Raw genomic sequence first — 18,254 nt, forward strand, 5'->3', positions numbered from 1 at the left:
AATGAGCAACGTCCATCTCGTCGACCACCCCCTCGTCCAGCACAAGCTCACGCTGATGCGCCGCAAGGACGCTTCCACCAACAGCTTTCGGCGGCTCCTGAACGAAATCAGCATGCTCATGGCCTATGAGGTCACGCGCGACATGCCGATGCAGGACATCGAAGTGGAGACCCCGCTCGAGACCATGCAGGCCAAGGTCATCGACGGCAAGAAGCTGGTGCTGGTGTCCATCCTCCGCGCGGGCACCGGCATTCTGGACGGCATGCTCACCGTGGTGCCGGGCGCGCGCGTCGGCCACATCGGCCTGTACCGCGATCCCAAGACGCTCACGGCCGTCGAGTACTACTTCAAGATGCCCGGCGAAATGGAGAACCGCGACGTGATCGTGGTCGACCCGATGCTGGCCACCGGCAACTCGGCGGTGGCTGCGGTCGAGCGCCTGAAAGAGCTGAACCCGAAATCGATCAAGTTCGTCTGCCTGCTGACCTGCCCCGAAGGCGTGGCCACCATGCAGAAGGCCCACCCCGACGTGCCGATCTACACCGCCGCAATCGACCGCGAGCTGAACAGCCACGGCTACATCCTGCCGGGCCTGGGCGATGCGGGCGACCGCATCTTCGGCACCAAGTAAGGCCCCGACGGCCGCCACGCTGTCGCTCGGGCAGCAACAAGAAGATTTTCATACCTCGAGGAGAAGCACCGTGACAGCACGCCGTCAGTTGATCATTCGTTCCACCGCCATTGCAGCGGCCCTTGCGGTGGGCGCGCCCGGCCTTGCGCTTGCGCAGGCCAAGCTCAAGGTGGCGGCGGTGTACACCGTGCCGTTCGAGCAGCAATGGGTGGGCCGCATCCACAAGGCGCTGAAGGCCGCAGAGGCGCGCGGCGAAATCGAATACAAGGCCACCGAGAACGTCAGCAACGCCGACTACGAGCGCGTGATGCGCGAGTACGCCACGGGCGGCAACCAGCTGATCCTGGGCGAAGTATTCGGCGTGGAAGCGGCGGCGCGCAAGGTCGCGAAAGACTTTCCCAAGGTCGCCTTCCTCATGGGCTCGTCGCTCAAGCCGCAGGCGCCCAATTTCAGCGTGTTCGACAACTACATCCAGGAGCCGGCGTACCTCTCCGGCATGGTGGCCGGCGGCATGACCAAGAGCAACCGCATCGGCATGGTCGGCGGCTTCCCCATTCCCGAAGTGAACCGGCTCATGAACGCCTTCATGGCCGGCGCGAAGGAAACCAACCCCAAGGTGGAGTTCAGCGTGAGCTTCATCAACAGCTGGTTCGATCCGCCGAAGGCCAAGGAAGCGGCTTTCGCGATGATCGACAAGGGGGCGGACGTGATGTACGCCGAGCGCTTCGGCGTCTCGGACGCAGCCAAGGAAAAAGGCAAGCTCGCCATCGGCAACGTGATCGACACGCAGGCGCAGTACCCCGAGACGGTGGTGGCTTCTGCGCTGTGGAACTTCGAGCCCTCGGCGGACCGCGCGATCAAGCTCGTGAAGGAAGGCAAGTTCACCGCCGAGGACTACGGCGTTTACTCGACCATGAAGCACAAGGGCTCCGAGCTCGCGCCGCTCGGCACGTTCGAGAAGAAGGTGCCGGCCGACATCGTCGCCAAGGTCAAGGCCAAGCAGGCCGACATCCTGTCGGGCAAGGTCGCCATCAAGGTGGACGACTCGCAACCCAAATCGACCGCGAAGTGAAGGGAAGGATGACGATGCGCTGGCGCTCTCTTCTTGCGGCCGGCGTGCTGGCCCTCGGTCTCGCGGGTTGTGCCGGTGTCTACAAGCCCGGCGGCGCCACCATCGGCGGCATCCGCCTGGACGACACGCCGCGCATTGCGGTGATCTCGGCCTTCGAGCCCGAGCTCAAGCTGCTGCTCGGGCGCCTGCAAGCGCCCGCCAAGCACAGCGTCAACGGTGTCGAGTTCACCACCGGCACGCTCGAAGGCAAGCCAGTCGTGCTGTTCCTCTCTGGCATCAGCATGACCAATGCGACGATGAACACGCAGTTGGTGCTCGACCGCTTTCGCGTTACCAGCATCGTGTTCAGTGGCATCGCGGGTGGGGTGAATCCGCAACTGCACGTCGGCGACGTCACGGTGCCGGCCCAATGGGGCCAATACCTCGAAGTGTTGATGGCCCGCGAAACCGCGCCGGGCAAGTACACCGCCCCGCCCTTCATCACCGACGCGAAAATGCCCAACTTCGGGATGATGCACCCACGCCCGGTGGAGGTGCGCTCGGCGGCCAAGCCGCAGATCGAACGCAAGTTCTGGTTCGAGGCCGATCCGAAGATGCTCGAAGTGGCGCGCAGCATCCGCAATGTCGACCTGGCGAACTGCAGCGCCGGCAAGTGCCTGGCGCGCAAGCCCCAACTCGTCGTCGGCGGCAACGGCGTCTCGGGCCAGGCCTTCATGGACAACAAGGCGTACCGCGAATACACCTTCAAGACCTTCCAGGCCAACGTGCTCGACATGGAAACCGCGGCCGTGGGCATGGTGGCCTACAGCAACGGCGTGCCTTACATCGCCTTCCGCTCGCTCAGCGATCTCGCGGGCGGCGGCGAAGGCGAGAACGAGATGGGCACCTTCATGGGCATTGCAGCCGACAACTCGGCCAAGGTCATGCTGGCGTTCCTGGCCGCGTGGAAGTAATCCCGCTTTCGCTCCCTCCCCTTCCGGGGGAGGGCTGGGGTGGGGGCATGCGGCGTTCGATCGATCGCAGTGGCGTTGTGAGCGCTGCTTGCCCCCATCCCAACCTTCCCCCAGCGGGGGAAGGAGCAAGACCTTCATGAACGGCACTACTGTTCTCCGCCTGCAAGGCATCACCAAGCGTTTTGGCACCCTCGTCGCCAACGACGCCATTTCGCTCGACCTGCAGGCCGGCGAGGTGCTCGCGCTGCTGGGCGAGAACGGCGCGGGCAAGTCGACGCTGATGTCCATCCTGTTCGGCCACTACGTCGCGGACGAAGGCAGCATCGAGGTGTTCGGCGCACCGCTGCCGCCGGGCAACCCGAAGGCCGCGCTGGCCGCGGGCGTGGGCATGGTGCACCAGCACTTCACGCTGGCCGACAACCTCAGCGTGCTCGACAACGTGATGATGGGCACGGAACCGCTCTGGCGCCTCGTCTCGCGACGCGCCACCGCTCGCGCCCGGTTGCTCGAAGTGGCACAGCGCTTCGGCTTGCCGGTGCAACCCGACGCGAAGATCGGCAGCCTCTCGGTCGGCGAGCGGCAGCGCGTCGAAATATTGAAGGCGCTGTACCGCGGCGCGCGCATCCTCATCCTCGACGAACCCACCGCCGTGCTGACGCCGCAGGAAAGCGAAGCACTGTTCGCCACGCTCGCGCAGATGGTGGCGCAGGGCCTCTCGGTGATCTTCATCAGCCACAAGCTCGGCGAGGTGCTGCGCGTGTCGCAGCGTATTGCGGTGCTGCGCGGCGGCAAGCTGGTGGCAGAGGCCCGCACCACCGACACCACGCAGGCGCAGCTCGCGCTCTGGATGGTCGGTCATGCGGTCGAGGCGCCGCAGCGACAGCCCGCCAAATCGGTGGGCGACGCGGTCTGCGTGCTCGACCATGTGAGCACCGCATCGGCCAAGGGAGGCGGGCAAGGCCATTCAAGCGCCCTCCGCGAGGTGTCGCTGACGCTGCGCGCCGGAGAAATCACGGCCATCGCAGGCGTCTCGGGCAACGGACAGGTCGCGTTGGCCGAGCTGCTCTGCGGCACACGCCGCGCCGTCTCCGGCACCGCCGAGCTGATGGGCCGCGCGCTGCCGCCCTCACCCGCCCGGCTTGTGCAGCGCGGCGTCGCACGCATTCCTGAAGACCGGCACGCCGTCGGCGTGGTCGGTGACCTGCCGGTGTGGGAGAACGCCGTGGCCGAGCGGCTGCGCAGCCCGGTCTTCTCGCGCTGGTCCGTGTTCGTGCGGCGCGCGGCCGCCCGGCTGCATGCCCGCCGCATCGAAAAAGCATACGACGTACGTGGCGCCGGCCTGATGGCACCGGCCCGCTCGCTCTCCGGCGGGAACATGCAGAAACTGATCCTCGGCCGCGCTTTGCTCGCGCCCGAGCAGGCGGAAGACGCCGACAACAAGAAATACCCGAACCGCGCGCCGCGCCTCATCGTTGCGCACCAGCCGACCTGGGGCCTCGACATCGGCGCAGTCGCCTACGTGCAGCAGCAACTCATTGCCGCGCGCGATGCCGGCGCTGCGGTGCTGGTGATTTCCGACGACCTCGACGAAGTGCTGACGCTCGGCGACCGCGTGGCCGTGATGCACGGCGGCCACCTCGGCGAAGCGCGCCCGGCCGCGGCCTGGACGCGCGAAGCCATCGGGCTGGCGATGGCCGGTGGCACGGCGCCGCAACAGCTGCAACCACGAGCGGGAGCCGCCCCATGATGCGGCTCGAACGACGCCATGAGACGTCGCGCGCCGCGCTGGTGCTCGCGCCCATCGGTGCGGTGGTGTTCACCATGGTGGTGAGCGCACTGCTCGTGCTCTGGGCCGGCGCGCCGGTCGGCCGGACCTATGCGCTGTTGCTGCAGGGCGGCTTCGGCTCGGTGTTCGCCTGGAGCGAAACGCTTACGCGCGCCGTCCCGCTGATCCTTACCGGCTTGGCCGCGACGGTCGCGTTCAAGGCGCGGCTCTTCAACATCGGCGCCGAGGGCCAGCTGTTCGCCGGCGCGCTTGCCGCCGTGGCCGTGGGCGGCATGCACGGCGGCACGGGTTTCGAGCTCTCGCCTTGGCTGCTGTTCCCGCTGATGATGCTGGCCGCCGCCGTGGCGGGCGCCCTGCTGCTGCTCGGCCCGGCGCTGATGAAGAACAAGCTCGGCGTCGACGAGGTGGTGACCACGCTGCTGATCAATTTCATCGTGCTGCTCGGCGTTTCGGCGCTGCTCGACGGGCCGATGAAAGACCCGACCGCCATGGGCTGGCCGCAGAGCGTGTCGCTGCAGCCTGACCTGGAGCTCGGCAAGCTGGTTGCGCAGACGCGTGTGCATACCGGCTTGCTCTGGGCCGTGTCGCTCGCGGTGACGGTGTGGGCGATCTTCAAGTACACCGTGCTGGGTTTCGACATTCGAGCAGTCGGCGCCAATGCACGCGCGGCCGAATTCGCCGGTGTGCCGGTGACGCGCACCGTCGTGATGGTGGCGCTGCTCTCGGGCGCATTGGCCGGTCTCGCGGGTGCCATCGAAGTGGCGGGCCGCACCAGCTACGTCACGCTCGACATGTCGCCGGGCTACGGCTACACCGGCATCGTGATCGCAATGCTCGCAGGCCTGCACCCGCTGGGCGTGATTGCCGCGGGCGTGTTCGTAGCGGGCGTTCTGGTCGGTGCCGACACCATGAGCCGCGCAGTGGGCGTGCCGACCTATATCGCAGACGTGATCGTCGCGGCCTCGCTGATTGCGGTGCTGGTGGCAACGCTGTTGACGCAATACCGGGTGCGGCTCAAATGACAACGCGCTGCTCCCCGGTCTTGCTCCTTCCCCCGCTGGGGGAAGGCTGGGATGGGGGCATCGGCGCCCACATCGAGCGCCGCGTGCCCCCACCACCCCCACCCTCCCCCAAAAGGGGAGGGAGAAATACGCAATGACGGATTTGCTCGACATCCTCGCCAATCCCTCGTTCTGGGTCGCGGTGCTGCGCATCGCCACGCCGCTGATCCTCGGCACGCTCGGCGTGCTGCTGTGCGAGCGCGCGGGCGTGCTCAACCTGGGCATCGAAGGGATCATGGTCGCGGGCGCCTTCACCGGATGGCTCGCGGTATATGCCGGTGCGCCGCTGTGGGCCGGCGTCGGCGTGGCCGCGCTCACGGGCATGGTGTTCGGGCTGCTGCATGCCTTTCTCACCGTCGGACTCGCGCTGTCGCAACACGTCTCCGGGTTGGGCATCACGCTGCTTGCCACTGCGCTGAGCTACTTCGGCTACCGCGTGAGTTTTCCGAAGGTCAACACGCCACCCACCATCACGCCTTTCGCGCCGATGGAGTGGCTGCCGGTGCCGATCTTGAACGCGCAGACATCGCTCACCCTGTTCGCGCTGCTGCTGGTGCCGGCCCTGGCCTGGGTGCTCTACCGCACGCCACTGGGTCTGGCGCTGCGCATGGTCGGCGAGAACCCGCAGGCGGCTGAGAGCCAGGGCGTGTCGGTCGCGGCCACGCGCACCGGGGCCATCGTCGCCGGTTCGGCGTTGATGGGCGCCGCGGGCTCGTTCCTCACGCTCTCCGCCTTCAACGCTTTCTTTTTCAACATGGTGAACGGCCGCGGCTGGATCTGCGTGGCGCTGGTGGTGTTCGCCTCGTGGCGGCCCGGCAAGGCCCTGCTTGGCGCGCTGCTGTTCGCATTCTTCGACGCGCTGCAGCTGCGGCTGCAACAATCGGGCGATGCCGTGCTGCCCTACCAGATCTACTTGATGCTGCCGTACCTGTTATCCATCCTCGCGCTGGTGCTGGTGGCGCGCAAGGCCAGCTATCCGCAGGCGCTGATGAAGCCTTATCGCAAGGGGGAGCGCTGATGCCGCGCGCTGCCGCAGTGCGAAAGATGCTGCTCGCTGTGCTGGCCACGTTGTGCGGCGCCGGTGCGCATGCACTGGGCAGCGACCTCGGCTACGACACCTTCAAGACGCCCGATTCGGTCACCTGGGTGCAGCTGTGCGGCACCTGGGGCAAGAACCACGAGGGCATGTACCGCGTGGTGCACGCCGACCAGTACGCACAGTCGTTCCTCTATGTGCAGCGAATGGCGCGCGACGCCAACGGCAGCCTGCATGCCGATCACACGCTGGCCATTGCCGAGCTCGACAACGACCATGCCGAGATCGCACTCACCGACCTCGCCTGCCGCGCCACGCCGCGCGGCATCGTGGTCACAGCCAAGGCCGCGTCCGGCCACGACGACAAGCTGCGCCGCGTGACCATCGAGATCGGCCCGGCGCCGGGGCAGTACCGCTACCGGGCGCAGCGCACGCGCTGAACGCACGGCGGCCGACACAAAAGAAGACCTCCCACGATGCTCGACCTCCTCATCACCAACGCCACCCTCCCCGACGGCCGCACCGGCATGTCGATTGCCGTGCAGGGAGGTCGAATCGCCGAAGTCACCGCAGGCCTCGACGCACCGGCGCGTGAAAAGCTCGATGCCCAGGGCCTGCTGCTTTCGCCCCACTTTGTCGATCCGCATTTCCACATGGACGCGACGCTGAGCTACGGGCTGCCGCGCGTCAACGAAAGCGGCACGCTGCTCGAAGGCATTGCGCTGTGGGGCGAGCTCAAGCCGCTGCTCAAGGCCGATGCGCTGATCGAGCGTGCGCTGGCGTATTGCGATTGGGCGGTGGCCAAGGGCCTGCTGGCCGTGCGATCGCATGTGGACACGAGCGACCCGAGCTTGCTTGCGGTCGACGCGCTGCTCGAAGTCAAGCGCCAGGTTGCGCCGTACCTCGACCTGCAGCTCGTGGCCTTTCCGCAAGATGGCGTGCTGCGCTCGGCAGGCGGCGTCGACAACCTCACGCGCGCGCTCGACAAGGGCGTGGACGTGGTCGGCGGCATTCCGCATTTCGAGCGCACCATGGCCGACGGCGCGGCCAGCGTGAGGCTGCTGTGTGAGCTGGCCGCCGAGCGCGGCAAGCTGGTGGACATGCATTGCGACGAGTCGGACGATCCGCTGTCGCGCCACATCGAAACCCTTTCCGCCGAAACCTGGCGCCTGGGCATGCAGGGCCGCGTGACGGGTTCGCATTGCACGTCGATGCATTCGATGGACAACTACTACGTGAGCAAGCTGCTGCCGCTCATCGCGCAGAGCGGCGTCAGCGTGGTGTCCAACCCGCTCATCAACATCACCCTGCAGGGCCGCCACGACACCTACCCCAAGCGCCGCGGCATGACACGCGTGCCCGAGCTGATGGCCGCGGGCGTGAACGTGGCGTTCGGCCACGACTGCGTGATGGACCCGTGGTACGGCATGGGCTCGGGCGACATGCTCGAGGTGGCGCACATGGGGTTGCATGTGGCGCAGATGACGAGCCAGGCCGGCATCCGCCAGTGCTTCGAGGCCGTGACCACGAACGCCGCGCGCGTGATGCACCTCGAAGGCTACGGCATCGAGGCGGGCTGCGACGCGAGCTTTGTGCTGCTGCAGGCGCGCGACACGGTCGAAGCGATCCGGCTGCGCGCCACCAGGCTCAAGGTGTTCCGCAAGGGAAAGCTGCTGGCGGAAACGCCGGCCGCCACCGCTGCGCTGCACCTTCCAGGCCGCGAGCAGGCCACAAGCTGGATGATTCGCAAGCCCTAGCTTTGCGCTTGCCGCCGCGCAGGCACTCTACGCAGGCGAGGCCCTGAGGTCGCACCACATGTGCACCTTGGCCAGCAAGGCGCCATCGACCGCAATGGCCAGCGGCTCCACGCCGAAAATCTGGAACCCGCAGCGCTCGTAGAGGGCTTGCGCGGTGCTGTTGCCCTCGGTGACGGTGAGCTGCACCAGCCGCAGCCGTTCGATCGCGCGCGCATGCGCGAGCACCGCAAGCACCAGCCGCCGGCCGAAGCCGGCGCGGCGCGCGGAAGCCGCCACGGCCATGCCGAAGAGCGTGGCCTTGTGGCGGGCACGCTGCCGCGCTTCGAAGCTCAAACCGGCCGCACCCACCAGCCTGCCCGCGCCGTCGAAAGCACCGTAGACCACGCTCGCCTCGCTTGCATCCGAACCCAGCCGCTCTTCCCACCACCCAAGCGGCAGGCCGGAGCGCTCCTCAACGGTGGTGGTGAAGGCGCTGGGGTGCGTGGCGTACGCGTCGAGCATCAAGTCGCGGTAGGCCGCAGCATCGGCTGCCGCCAGGCGGCGAACGGCGTTGTGGTCGTTTTCTTCAGAAGCGGACACAGACGGACTGCCTTTCCTGCAGCACGGCCTCCTGGCCGAAGCGCTGCCTGTAGGTGTCGATGATCCGGGCGATGGCGGCATCGTCGTCGGCGCTGCGCGAGTGCAGCAGCACCACGAGCTTGGAGGGCTCGCGCACCACGCTGCCCGAAGCGCCGCGCCACTGCCCCGCGGCATCGATCACGGTGAGGCCTTTCGGAAAGGCCGGTGTCACGACCGAATCGAGGAAAGCGGTCCACTGCGCGTTCGACACCTGCCCACCGGCGGGAATGGCGCGGCCGAAGTACAGCGTGTCGCGTTCGAAAGCATCGAAGCCGGCTGCACAGGCCGTGGAGGGGCCGGGCGCGGATGGCATGGTGCTGCATCCGGCGAGCATGGCAAGCGTTGCGGCCGAAGCTGCGAGGCGCAGGCGGGTGACGATCGGACGCATGGTGCGGCTCACCGGGTCTGTTGCTTCAGGCTTCCGGCGCGATGGCTTCGGCGTACTCGTAGAGTGCGCCCAGAATTTCTTCGCCGCGTTCGTCGGCCGTTTCGGACAGCGCATCGACTTCGCTGAACAGCATTTCGATAGTGCGCGCCCCGCCCTCGCCCTTGAAGAGCCGCGCGACGCGCAGCGCCTCCCAGCGCTCGGTTTCCTCGGGGCTGAGGAGCTCCGGCCAATTGCGCGCCCGGTAGCGGAAGAGGATTTCCTCGAGGCGGCCATCGTCAAAACCGGTACGGTCCTTTGCGAGCTCCTCGGGCGACAGCGCGCGCAGCTGGTTCAGCCGGCGCCTGTCCGCATTGCCGACGAAGCCGCCATACAGGTCTTCGTCCACATCCGGCGTGGCCTCCTTGGGGCGGGCGTACACCTGCGACCAGATGGCGCTCATGTCGGGCAGGTCGCGTGCGATGGCCGCGTGCCGCATGGCCGCGTCGAGATCGACGTTCCAGCGCTCGGCCATGGCGGGCGCCAGCGTGCGCAGGTTGCCGACGACCATCGGCGACTTGTTGAGGTGAATGCCCTTCAGCGGCAGGCGGACCACGCCTTCGGGCAGGTCTGCGGTGCGCGTGAAAAGGCGCAGGCGCAGGGTCTCCACGTCGATGTCGCGCAGCTCGCTCGGGTCGTGCGCCAGATCCCAGGCGAGGAGTTCGTTCTTGTTCGTCGGGTGACTCGCAAGCGGCCACATCACGCTGAGGCACCCGCGCTCGACCGGGAACATGCCCGAAATGTGCAGGAAAGGCTTGGCCGTTTCCCGCATGGCCGGCAGGCCGAGTTCGCTGGCCACGCGGTCTTTCTTGTGCAGGCCGAAGGCGAATTCGAAGAGCTTGGGCTGGCGGTCGCGAATCAGCCGGGCCAGCGCGATGGTAGCGCGCACGTCGGAAAGCGCATCGTGCGCAGATTCATGCAGCAATCCGTTGGCGCGCGCCAGGTCCTCGAGCTTGAAGCTGGGCTTGCCGTCTTCCTTCTTCGGCCACTCGATGCCGTCGGGCCGCAGCGCGTAGGTCAGGCGCACCACATCGAGCAGGTCCCACCGGCCGCAGTCGTTCTGCCATTCGCGCGCATAGGGGTCGATGAGGTTGCGCCAGAACAGGAAGCGCGTCACCTCGTCGTCGAAGCGGATGGTGTTGTAGCCCACGCCGATGGTGCCGGGCTGAGAAAAAGCCTTCTCGATCTGCGCGGCGAAGGCATGCTCTGGAATGCCGCGCTCCAGGCACACCTGTGGCGTGATGCCCGTGATCAGGCAGGCCTCGGGGCTGGGCAGGTAATCGGGCGCCGGCTTGCAGTAGATCATCAGCGGCTCGCCGACTTCGTTCAGCTCCGCGTCGGTGCGAATGGCGGCGAACTGCGAAGGCCGGTCGCGGCGCGGCACGGCGCCGAAGGTTTCGTAGTCGTGCCAGAGAAAGGTGTGGTTCATTCAGAGCAAGGGAGAAAACAATCGTGCAATCGCGTCGCCAAGGCGGCGCCAGAAACTCTGCGGGCGGTTGGCGCGCACCGCGCCGGAACTGTGGAGGTCGGTTTCGAACTGCGCCGCCAAGGGGCGCGCCAGCTCGGGCCCGTAGACCACTGCGCTCACCTCGAAATTGAGCCTGAAGCTGCGGTTGTCGAAATTTGCGGTACCGATCATCGCGCAATGGTCGTCGACCACCAAGGTCTTGGAGTGCAGCATGCGGGCCTTGTACTCCCACACCTTCACGCCGGCCGCAATCAGCTCGTCGAAATAGGAGCGCGCGGCGGCGCTCACAATGGCCGAATCGCTGCGGCGAGGCACCAGCAGGCGCACGTCGACGCCGCGCAGCGCCGCACTGGTGAGCGCCATCATGGCTGGCTCGCCGGGCACGAAGTAAGGGGTAGTGAGCCAGGCGCGTTCGCTGGCCGAATGAATGGCCTCCACGTGCATGCGGTGGATGGGCTCGAGCATGTTGTCCGGGCCGCTGGTCACAATTTGCACAGGAATGTCGCCCGCCTCCACCTGCGGCAGCATGGCGCCCATCAGGTGATCCATGTTGCGAAGGTCTTCGCCGGTGGCGTAGGCCCAGTCTTCGAGAAATGTGGTCTGGAGCCAGCGCACCGCGCTGCCTTCGATGCGCAGGTGCACGTCGTGATAGGCGTCGGGCCGCGTGCGCTTGTCTTCCTCGTCGGTGATGTTGACGCCGCCGGTAAAGCCGACGCGCCCGTCGCACACCACGATCTTGCGGTGGGTGCGGTAGTTGGTCACCGGCCTGAGGCGCCGGCCGATGCGTGTGTCATGGAATAGCGCAACCTCCACGCCCGCGGCAACGAGCGGCACCATGAACTTGCGGCCAATGCGCTTGGAGCCCAGCGCGTCGAGCAGAAGCCGCACCGCCACGCCCTGGCTGGCGCGTTCCACCAGCAGGTCGCGCAGCGCAGTGCCGATCTTGTCGGGCTCGAAGATGTAGTACTCGAGATGAATGTGGTCTTGCGCTTCGCGCACCGCATCGAAGATGGCGTCGAAGGTGCGCGCGCCGCCCGAAAGCAGTGCCACGCCCGTGGCGCTGGAAACCGGCAGCCCGCAAGCGGCGGTACCCAGCCGCGCCATCTGCTGCAGCGCCGGCGGCGCATTCTGTGCGGCGTCCCGCAGCCGCGCCAGCTCGCCCTGCGTATGGGCCTTGGCACGGCTGCGCAGGCGCTTGACGCGCTGCTTGCGCAGGCGCTGCGGCCCCAGGAAGTAATAGATGACGAAGCCCGCAAACGGCAACAGCGCGAGCGACAGGATCCAGCTCATGGTGGACACCGGCGCGCGCTTCTGCATCACGATCCAGACCGACAGCACGGCGATATAGCCGCTCCAGGCCAAAGAGAGGCCGGTTTTCCATTCCTGACTGAGCTCGGGGAGGATCAAAGTAAAACTGCGTACGGGGTAAGTTCCGGCCCCAAAAGAAAAGGCCGGCAGCGAATGCTACCGGCCTTTTCAGTGTTGCCAGAAATACGCGGAACCGGCTTTGCCGGCCCCGCTTTATCCTGCTGCAGCCTCTTCGGCTTCAGGCTTGGACTTGCCTTCCTTCTTGGGCAGCGGCTGGATGTCCAGCTGCACCTCGCCCTTGTCGTCGATGTCGACCGACAGGCGGCCGCCGTCGATGAGTCGACCGAACAGCAGCTCGTCGGCCAGTGCACGACGGATCGTGTCCTGGATCAGGCGCTGCATCGGGCGCGCACCCATGAGCGGATCGAAGCCCTTCTTAGCCAGGTGCTTGCGCAAGCCGTCGCTGAACGTGACGTCGACCTTCTTCTCGGCCAGCTGCGTTTCGAGCTGGAGCAGGAACTTGTCGACCACGCGCAGGATGATCTGCTCGTCCAGCGCCTTGAAGCTCACGGTCGCGTCCAGGCGGTTGCGGAACTCCGGCGTGAACAGGCGCTTGATATCGGCCATTTCGTCGCCCGCCTGACGCGGGTTGGTGAAGCCGATGGTCGCCTTGTTCATGGTCTCGGCACCCGCATTGGTGGTCATCACGATGATCACGTTGCGGAAGTCGGCCTTGCGTCCGTTGTTGTCCGTCAGGGTGCCGTGGTCCATGACCTGCAGCAGCACGTTGAAGATGTCCGGGTGCGCCTTCTCGATTTCGTCGAGCAGCAGCACCGCGTGCGGCTTCTTCGTGATGGCCTCGGTCAGGAGACCCCCCTGGTCGAACCCGACGTAGCCCGGAGGCGCGCCAATCAGGCGGCTCACCGCATGGCGCTCCATGTACTCCGACATGTCGAAGCGGATCAGCTCGATGCCCATGATGTAGGCGAGCTGCTTGGCCGCTTCGGTCTTGCCGACGCCCGTGGGGCCGCTGAACAGGAACGAACCGATCGGCTTGTCTTCGCGGCCGAGGCCCGAACGCGCCATCTTCACGGCGGACGCCAGCACCTCGAGCGCCTTGTCCTGGCCGAACACCACGCTCTTCAGGTCGCGCTCGATCGTCTGCAGCTTGCCGCGGTCGTCATTGCTGACATTGGCCGGGGGAATGCGCGCGATCTTCGCGACGATGTCCTCGACCTCGGACTTGCTGATGGTCTTCTTGCGCTTGCTCGCGGGCAGGATGCGCTGCGCGGCACCGGCCTCGTCGATCACGTCGATGGCCTTGTCGGGCAGATGGCGGTCGTTGATGTACTTGGCGCTCAGCTCGGCCGCAGCCTGCAGGGCCGCCACCGCGTACTTGACGCCGTGATGCTCTTCGAAGCGCGACTTCAGGCCCTTCAGGATGTCGACGGTTTCCTGCACCGTCGGCTCGACCACGTCGACCTTCTGGAAGCGACGCGACAGGGCCGCATCCTTCTCGAAGATGCCGCGGTATTCGCTGAACGTGGTGGCGCCGATGCACTTGAGCTGGCCGCTCGAGAGCGCCGGCTTGAGCAGGTTCGATGCATCGAGCGTGCCGCCCGAGGCGGCGCCCGCACCGATGAGCGTGTGGATCTCGTCGATGAAAAGAATGGCGTTCGGCTTGTCCTTCAGCGACTTGAGCACGCCCTTCAGGCGCTGCTCGAAATCGCCGCGGTACTTGGTGCCGGCAAGCAACGCGCCCATGTCGAGCGAGTACACCTGCGCCTCGGCCAGGATTTCCGGCACGTCGGTCTGCGTGATGCGCCATGCCAGGCCTTCTGCAATAGCCGTCTTGCCCACGCCGGCCTCACCCACCAGGAGCGGGTTGTTCTTGCGCCGGCGGCAGAGAATCTGGATGACGCGCTCCACCTCGTATTCGCGGCCGATCAGCGGATCGATCTTGCCGTCCTTGGCGAGCTGGTTGAGATTTTGCGTGAACTGCTCGAGAGGCGAAGCCTTCTCGTTCTTTTCGCCGCCACCCTCTTCGCCCTCGCCCGAAGACGATTCGCTGCTGCCCTTGACGGCCTCAGGCGGATCGCTCTTCTTGATGCCGTGGGCAATGAAGTTCACCACATCGAGGCGGGTTACGCCCTGCTGGTGGAGGTAGTACACCGCATGCGAATCCTTCTCGCCGAAGATCGCGACCAGCACGTTGGCGCCGGTGACTTCCTTCTTGCCGTTGCCGGTGGACTGCACATGCATGATGGCGCGCTGGATCACGCGCTGGAAACCCAGCGTGGGCTGGGTGTCGACATCGTCGGTACCCGCCACTTGCGGCGTGTTGTCCTTGATGAAGTTGGTGAGCGACGCCCGCAGGTCGTCGACGTTGGCCGAGCAGGCGCGCAGAACCTCTGCGGCGCTCGGGTTGTCCAGCAAAGCGAGCAACAGATGCTCCACGGTGATGAACTCGTGGCGCTGCTGCCTGGCCTCGACGAAGGCCATGTGCAAGCTGACTTCCAGTTCCTGGGCAATCATGTGATTTCCTTTTGCCTTGCTGTAAATAAGTTCTCAGATGGGTTGGAGCTTGCGCAATTCAACTGGTTCACGCAACAGGCTCGCTCACGCACTGCAGCGGATGTCCGGCCTGGTGCGCCGCCTCCATCACCTGGTTGACCTTGGTGGCCGCCAAGTCGCGGGAATAAACCCCACAAACTCCGCGGCCATCGAGATGAATCTTTAGCATGATCTGGGTCGCGGTTTCGCGATCCTTGTTGAAATATTCTTGCAGGACGACGATTACGAACTCCATGGGGGTGTAGTCGTCGTTCAGCATGACCACTTGGTACATCTGGGGTGGCGCGGTTTTTTGCGGCCGCCGCTCCAGAACGACCGAATCTCCGTCATCCCCTGCCGGTTTCTGGGCCGGCGGAGTGCTGGGAGTCTTGGGAATTCTCGTTGCCATAAAAAAGATTCTATAGAGCGTGCAAGCACCGTGCCGGCGCAAGAAGACTTGGTGGCGCGTAATCGACAAATCAAGGGGCTTGCGTCGTGTGCGACACCACAAACGACGCAAAAAAACTCTGCCGTTTGCGCATGCTGCACGCGTAAATACTACGCGTCGCGCACTTTGAAAAAAATCAGTATTTGGAGCAGGGTGTGCCATTTCTCCAACTGGCGCGGCTGCGGCGTGCCGAAAGAAGAAAGGCCCCCGAGACCGTAAAGATCTCGAGGGCCTTGGCTCACGGCGCCCGGGGCGCCAAAGCGCTATTGCTCGCGCAATTTACATGTGGTCGATCATGACCTGGCCGAAGCCCGAGCAGCTCACCTGCGTGGCGCCGTCCATCAGGCGGGCGAAGTCATAGGTGACCTTCTTGCTGGCAATGGACTTTTCCATCGAGCTGATGATTAGGTCGGCGGCTTCGGTCCAGCCCATGTGGCGCAGCATCATTTCGGCCGAGAGGATTTCGGAACCGGGGTTCACGTAGTCCTTGCCGGCGTACTTGGGAGCGGTGCCGTGGGTGGCTTCGAACATGGCGACGGTGTCGCTCAGGTTGGCGCCCGGGGCAATGCCGATGCCGCCGACTTGCGCGGCCAGGGCGTCGGACACGTAGTCGCCGTTGAGGTTCAGCGTGGCAATCACGCTGTACTCGGCGGGGCGCAGGAGAATCTGCTGCAGGAAGGCGTCGGCAATGCTGTCCTTGACCGTGATTTCCTTGCCCGTCTTGGGGTTCTTGAACTTCATCCACGGGCCGCCATCGATCAGCTCGGCGCCGAATTCCTTGGCAGCCAGCGAATAGGCCCAGTCACGGAAGCCACCTTCGGTGAACTTCATGATGTTGCCCTTGTGCACGATGGTCACGCTGGGCTTGTCGTTGTCGACCGCGTACTGCAGCGCCTTGCGCACGAGGCGCTCGGTGCCTTCCTTCGACACGGGCTTCACGCCGATGCCGGAGGTGTTGGGGAAGCGGATCTTCTTGACGCCCAGTTCGTCCTGCAGGAACTTGATGAGCTTCTTGGCCTTGTCGCTCTCGGCTTCGAACTCGATGCCGGCGTAGATGTCTTCCGAGTTCTCGCGGAAGATGACCATGTTGGTCTTGTGCGGCTCGCGCACCGGGCTGGGCACGCCTTCGAAATACTGGATGGGGCGCAGGCAGACGTACAGGTCGAGTTCCTGGCGCAGCGCAACGTTCAGCGAGCGGATGCCGCCGCCCACGGGCGTGGTCAGCGGGCCCTTGATGGAAACCACGTAGTCGCGCACGGCGTGCAGCGTTTCTTCGGGCAGCCAGACGTCGGGGCCGTAGACCTTGGTCGACTTTTCGCCGGCATAGACTTCCATCCAGTGGATCTTCTTCTTGCCGCCGTAGGCCTTGGCAACCGCTGCATCCACCACCTTCAACATCACGGGGGTGATGTCCAGACCCGTGCCGTCGCCTTCGATGAAGGGAATGATCGGCTGATCAGGCACATTGAGCGAGTTGTCGGCGTTGACCGTGATCTTCTGGCCTTCGGCCGGGACTTTGATGTGCTGGTAGCTGGACATGAGGGGGGATGACTCCGGGAGTGACGTAATTCGGACGACTGTCTGCGAATTCAGACAGCGACGGGGAATCGCTGTACAGCCCGCGAACAAATCGCTGTACATTTTAGACGCAACCCATCAGCAAGCGTTTGTCAACCTGCGAGCCAATGGCTTCGTTAGTGGCTGACCTTCTGCTCGCCGGGAGGCGTTTCCAACCAATTCTCGAATAGAGGAATCACAATGAGCAAAATTCTCGCAGTCATGATCGCTGGCTTGTTCGCCGCTGGCGCTTACGCCCAGAACCCCACCGGCACCACGCCCGAGCAAGGCAACGCTACCAACAGCAAGCCGCAAGCCCGCGCTGAAGCCAAGAAGGAAGCAAAGCCCGCCGGTCAAGTGGCTGCGCCCGCTGGCGACATCGCCAAGACGCCCGAAGGCGGCGCCATCGGCACCGACAAGGCTGCTGCATCCGGCGAAAAGCGCGCTGAAACGCGCGACCAGCGTCGTCGCAACAAGGACGGCAGCGTCAAGCGCAAGTCGACCCAAGGCAGCACCCCGAAGTAATTCGGCCAGCCGCACAAGAAAAGCGCTCTCCGGAGCGCTTTTTTTTCGCCTGCATTGGCGGCGCCGCTGTCAACCGGGGCGAACGGCTGACGCGTTGAAGCTTGGCCTTCTCGCGAAGGTGATCCATATCAACAATCTCAAAGGATGTCTTCATGAACAAGCTGCTCGCAGCCCTCGTCGCCGGTCTTTTCGCAGCCGGTGCTTTTGCCCAACAAGCCGAACCGGCGCCCAAGGTGGACGCGCCTGTGGCGGCTGCCGCGCACAAGGCCAAGCAACCGGCCAAACACGCAGTGAAGAAGCACAAGGCGCGCCACCACGCGGCCAAGGCGCACGCGGCTGCAGCCAAGAAGGTGTAAGCTGCCCAGCTCACCGGCACTGCCTGCCAATGCCCGCATCAGCGGGCATTTTTCTTGGCCCCGCGCCTTTGAACCCGCCTTGAAAGAAGCTTCGATGTTCCAGCGTTTCGCCGCCCTGCTCCTGCTCGCCGCCTCCTTGATCGGCCCGGCGCAGGCACAACAGCAACCCCAGACCGACCTCGCACGCACCAAGCTGTCCGTCGGCTTGTACAAGATCGATGCGCAAGTGGCGCAAACACCCCGGCAGCGGGAAATCGGCCTGATGTTCCGCAAGGAAATGCCGCAGTCCGAAGGCATGATCTTTGTCTTCGAGCAGCCGGCCACCCAGTGCTTCTGGATGAGAAACACCTTGCTCCCCCTGACCGCCGCCTTCGTGGCCGATGATGGCCGCATCGTCAACCTGGTCGACATGCAGCCCATGACCGAGAACTCGCATTGCTCCGAAGAGCCGGTGCGCTACGTGCTCGAAATGAACCAGGGCTGGTTCGCCAAGAAGAACATCAAGAAAGGCGCCAAGCTGGGCGGCGAGTTGTTTGCCGCCTCCAGGCGCTGAGTCCGGGCTGCCTGTGCGGCCCAATAAAAAAAGCCGACCCGAGGGTCGGCTTTTTTTATTGGGAAACCGGTTCAGCCGAAGTTCTTGGCCGCGAAGTCCCAGTTCACCAGCTTGGCCAGGAAGGTCTCGACGAACTTCGGGCGCAGGT

At 65.3% G+C, this 18,254-nt stretch carries 18 protein-coding genes and 1 pseudogene; 11 read left to right on the forward strand and 8 right to left on the reverse strand.

The features are described from left to right. Nucleotide 1: 1 nt before the first annotated feature. From upp to V9K97_RS15695, 8 genes are all read left to right on the forward strand, one after another. Nucleotides 2–631: a uracil phosphoribosyltransferase gene (gene upp, locus V9K97_RS15660; RefSeq protein ID WP_013541661.1), complete on the forward strand. Its 630-nt coding sequence runs from the start codon at nt 2–4 to the stop codon at nt 629–631. 70 nt (nt 632–701) lie between these two features. Further along, complete coding sequence (locus tag V9K97_RS15665; protein WP_337319122.1) at nt 702–1,703, forward strand: BMP family protein; 1,002 nt, start codon at nt 702–704, stop codon at nt 1,701–1,703. Between the two features lie 8 nt (nt 1,704–1,711). Beyond that, nucleotides 1,712–2,656 (forward strand): 5'-methylthioadenosine/S-adenosylhomocysteine nucleosidase, encoded by a 945-nt coding sequence (locus V9K97_RS15670; protein WP_337319123.1) that lies wholly within the window; start codon nt 1,712–1,714, stop codon nt 2,654–2,656. Between the two features lie 136 nt (nt 2,657–2,792). After that, nucleotides 2,793–4,403, forward strand: a complete 1,611-nt coding sequence (locus V9K97_RS15675; protein WP_337319125.1) for an ABC transporter ATP-binding protein — start codon at nt 2,793–2,795, stop codon at nt 4,401–4,403. After that, nucleotides 4,403–5,464, forward strand: a complete 1,062-nt coding sequence (locus V9K97_RS15680; RefSeq protein WP_337319155.1) for an ABC transporter permease — start codon at nt 4,403–4,405, stop codon at nt 5,462–5,464. The genes V9K97_RS15675 and V9K97_RS15680 overlap by 1 nt, the downstream gene beginning before the upstream one ends. 133 nt (nt 5,465–5,597) lie before the next feature. Next, nucleotides 5,598–6,521 (forward strand): ABC transporter permease, encoded by a 924-nt coding sequence (locus V9K97_RS15685; protein ID WP_337319126.1) that lies wholly within the window; start codon nt 5,598–5,600, stop codon nt 6,519–6,521. Beyond that, nucleotides 6,521–6,979, forward strand: coding sequence for a hypothetical protein (locus V9K97_RS15690; protein ID WP_443303443.1), 459 nt, complete (start codon nt 6,521–6,523; stop codon nt 6,977–6,979). The genes V9K97_RS15685 and V9K97_RS15690 overlap by 1 nt, the downstream gene beginning before the upstream one ends. A 36-nt stretch (nt 6,980–7,015) precedes the next feature. After that, nucleotides 7,016–8,296, forward strand: a complete 1,281-nt coding sequence (locus V9K97_RS15695) for an amidohydrolase family protein (protein ID WP_337319128.1) — start codon at nt 7,016–7,018, stop codon at nt 8,294–8,296. Nucleotides 8,297–8,323: 27 nt separating this feature from the next. Here the strand turns inward: V9K97_RS15695 and V9K97_RS15700 are convergent, their stop codons facing one another. The 7 genes from V9K97_RS15700 to icd all read right to left on the reverse strand — a co-directional run bounded on the left by V9K97_RS15700 (nt 8,324) and on the right by icd (nt 16,654). Then, nucleotides 8,324–8,875: a GNAT family N-acetyltransferase gene (locus V9K97_RS15700; RefSeq protein ID WP_337319131.1), complete on the reverse strand. Its 552-nt coding sequence runs from the start codon at nt 8,873–8,875 to the stop codon at nt 8,324–8,326. After that, nucleotides 8,862–9,302 carry a DUF3574 domain-containing protein gene (locus tag V9K97_RS15705; RefSeq protein WP_337319133.1) on the reverse strand — a complete coding sequence of 147 codons (441 nt, stop codon included), beginning with the start codon at nt 9,300–9,302 and terminating at the stop codon, nt 8,862–8,864. Before V9K97_RS15705 ends, V9K97_RS15700 begins: the two co-directional genes overlap by 14 nt. A 25-nt stretch (nt 9,303–9,327) precedes the next feature. Further along, a complete protein-coding gene (sbcB, locus tag V9K97_RS15710) occupies nt 9,328–10,767 on the reverse strand; it encodes an exodeoxyribonuclease I (protein WP_337319135.1) in 1,440 nt (479 codons plus the stop codon). Beyond that, nucleotides 10,768–12,213 (reverse strand): cardiolipin synthase, encoded by a 1,446-nt coding sequence (gene cls, locus V9K97_RS15715; RefSeq protein WP_337319137.1) that lies wholly within the window; start codon nt 12,211–12,213, stop codon nt 10,768–10,770. A 114-nt stretch (nt 12,214–12,327) separates the two neighbouring features. Then, nucleotides 12,328–14,649, reverse strand: coding sequence for an ATP-dependent Clp protease ATP-binding subunit ClpA (gene clpA / locus V9K97_RS15720; protein ID WP_126746055.1), 2,322 nt, complete (start codon nt 14,647–14,649; stop codon nt 12,328–12,330). A 67-nt stretch (nt 14,650–14,716) separates the two neighbouring features. Then, complete coding sequence (clpS, locus tag V9K97_RS15725) at nt 14,717–15,076, reverse strand: ATP-dependent Clp protease adapter ClpS (RefSeq protein ID WP_021007487.1); 360 nt, start codon at nt 15,074–15,076, stop codon at nt 14,717–14,719. A 318-nt stretch (nt 15,077–15,394) separates the two neighbouring features. Next, a complete protein-coding gene (icd, locus tag V9K97_RS15730) occupies nt 15,395–16,654 on the reverse strand; it encodes an NADP-dependent isocitrate dehydrogenase (RefSeq protein ID WP_157614112.1) in 1,260 nt (419 codons plus the stop codon). A 219-nt stretch (nt 16,655–16,873) separates the two neighbouring features. On the opposite strand from icd, the gene V9K97_RS15735 reads away from it, so the two are divergent. The 3 genes from V9K97_RS15735 (at nt 16,874) to V9K97_RS15745 (ending at nt 18,106) form a co-directional block, all read left to right on the forward strand. Continuing rightward, nucleotides 16,874–17,197, forward strand: a complete 324-nt coding sequence (locus tag V9K97_RS15735) for a cell envelope biogenesis protein TolA (protein ID WP_126746058.1) — start codon at nt 16,874–16,876, stop codon at nt 17,195–17,197. 152 nt (nt 17,198–17,349) lie between these two features. After that, on the forward strand, nt 17,350–17,553 hold the full coding sequence (locus tag V9K97_RS15740; protein ID WP_157614116.1) for a hypothetical protein: 204 nt from the start codon (nt 17,350–17,352) through the stop codon (nt 17,551–17,553). A gap of 94 nt (nt 17,554–17,647) precedes the next feature. Then, a complete protein-coding gene (locus V9K97_RS15745) occupies nt 17,648–18,106 on the forward strand; it encodes a DUF192 domain-containing protein (protein ID WP_337297605.1) in 459 nt (152 codons plus the stop codon). Between the two features lie 71 nt (nt 18,107–18,177). Here V9K97_RS15745 and V9K97_RS15750 read toward each other — a convergent pair. Further along, nucleotides 18,178–18,254 (reverse strand): annotated as a pseudogene (locus V9K97_RS15750) (superoxide dismutase [Fe]); the annotation flags it as partial.

Origin of the sequence: Variovorax sp. CCNWLW186 (assembly GCF_037203865.1) — a bacterium.
Classification (GTDB): domain Bacteria; phylum Pseudomonadota; class Gammaproteobacteria; order Burkholderiales; family Burkholderiaceae_C; genus Variovorax.

Bases quoted from the DNA above. Each gene is read 5' to 3' on its own strand.
- upp (WP_013541661.1), top strand. From the start codon at position 2: ATGAGCAACGTCCATCTCGTCGACCACCCCCTCGTCCAGCACAAGCTC.
- V9K97_RS15670 (WP_337319123.1), top strand. From the start codon at position 1,712: ATGACGATGCGCTGGCGCTCTCTTCTTGCGGCCGGCGTGCTGGCCCTC.
- sbcB (WP_337319135.1), bottom strand. From the start codon at position 10,767: ATGAACCACACCTTTCTCTGGCACGACTACGAAACCTTCGGCGCCGTG.
- V9K97_RS15680 (WP_337319155.1), top strand. From the start codon at position 4,403: ATGCGGCTCGAACGACGCCATGAGACGTCGCGCGCCGCGCTGGTGCTC.
- V9K97_RS15695 (WP_337319128.1), top strand. From the start codon at position 7,016: ATGCTCGACCTCCTCATCACCAACGCCACCCTCCCCGACGGCCGCACC.
- clpA (WP_126746055.1), bottom strand. From the start codon at position 14,649: ATGATTGCCCAGGAACTGGAAGTCAGCTTGCACATGGCCTTCGTCGAG.
- V9K97_RS15685 (WP_337319126.1), top strand. From the start codon at position 5,598: ATGACGGATTTGCTCGACATCCTCGCCAATCCCTCGTTCTGGGTCGCG.
- V9K97_RS15675 (WP_337319125.1), top strand. From the start codon at position 2,793: ATGAACGGCACTACTGTTCTCCGCCTGCAAGGCATCACCAAGCGTTTT.
- V9K97_RS15740 (WP_157614116.1), top strand. From the start codon at position 17,350: ATGAACAAGCTGCTCGCAGCCCTCGTCGCCGGTCTTTTCGCAGCCGGT.
- V9K97_RS15705 (WP_337319133.1), bottom strand. From the start codon at position 9,302: ATGCGTCCGATCGTCACCCGCCTGCGCCTCGCAGCTTCGGCCGCAACG.
- icd (WP_157614112.1), bottom strand. From the start codon at position 16,654: ATGTCCAGCTACCAGCACATCAAAGTCCCGGCCGAAGGCCAGAAGATC.
- V9K97_RS15690 (WP_443303443.1), top strand. From the start codon at position 6,521: ATGCCGCGCGCTGCCGCAGTGCGAAAGATGCTGCTCGCTGTGCTGGCC.
- clpS (WP_021007487.1), bottom strand. From the start codon at position 15,076: ATGGCAACGAGAATTCCCAAGACTCCCAGCACTCCGCCGGCCCAGAAA.
- V9K97_RS15745 (WP_337297605.1), top strand. From the start codon at position 17,648: ATGTTCCAGCGTTTCGCCGCCCTGCTCCTGCTCGCCGCCTCCTTGATC.
- V9K97_RS15735 (WP_126746058.1), top strand. From the start codon at position 16,874: ATGAGCAAAATTCTCGCAGTCATGATCGCTGGCTTGTTCGCCGCTGGC.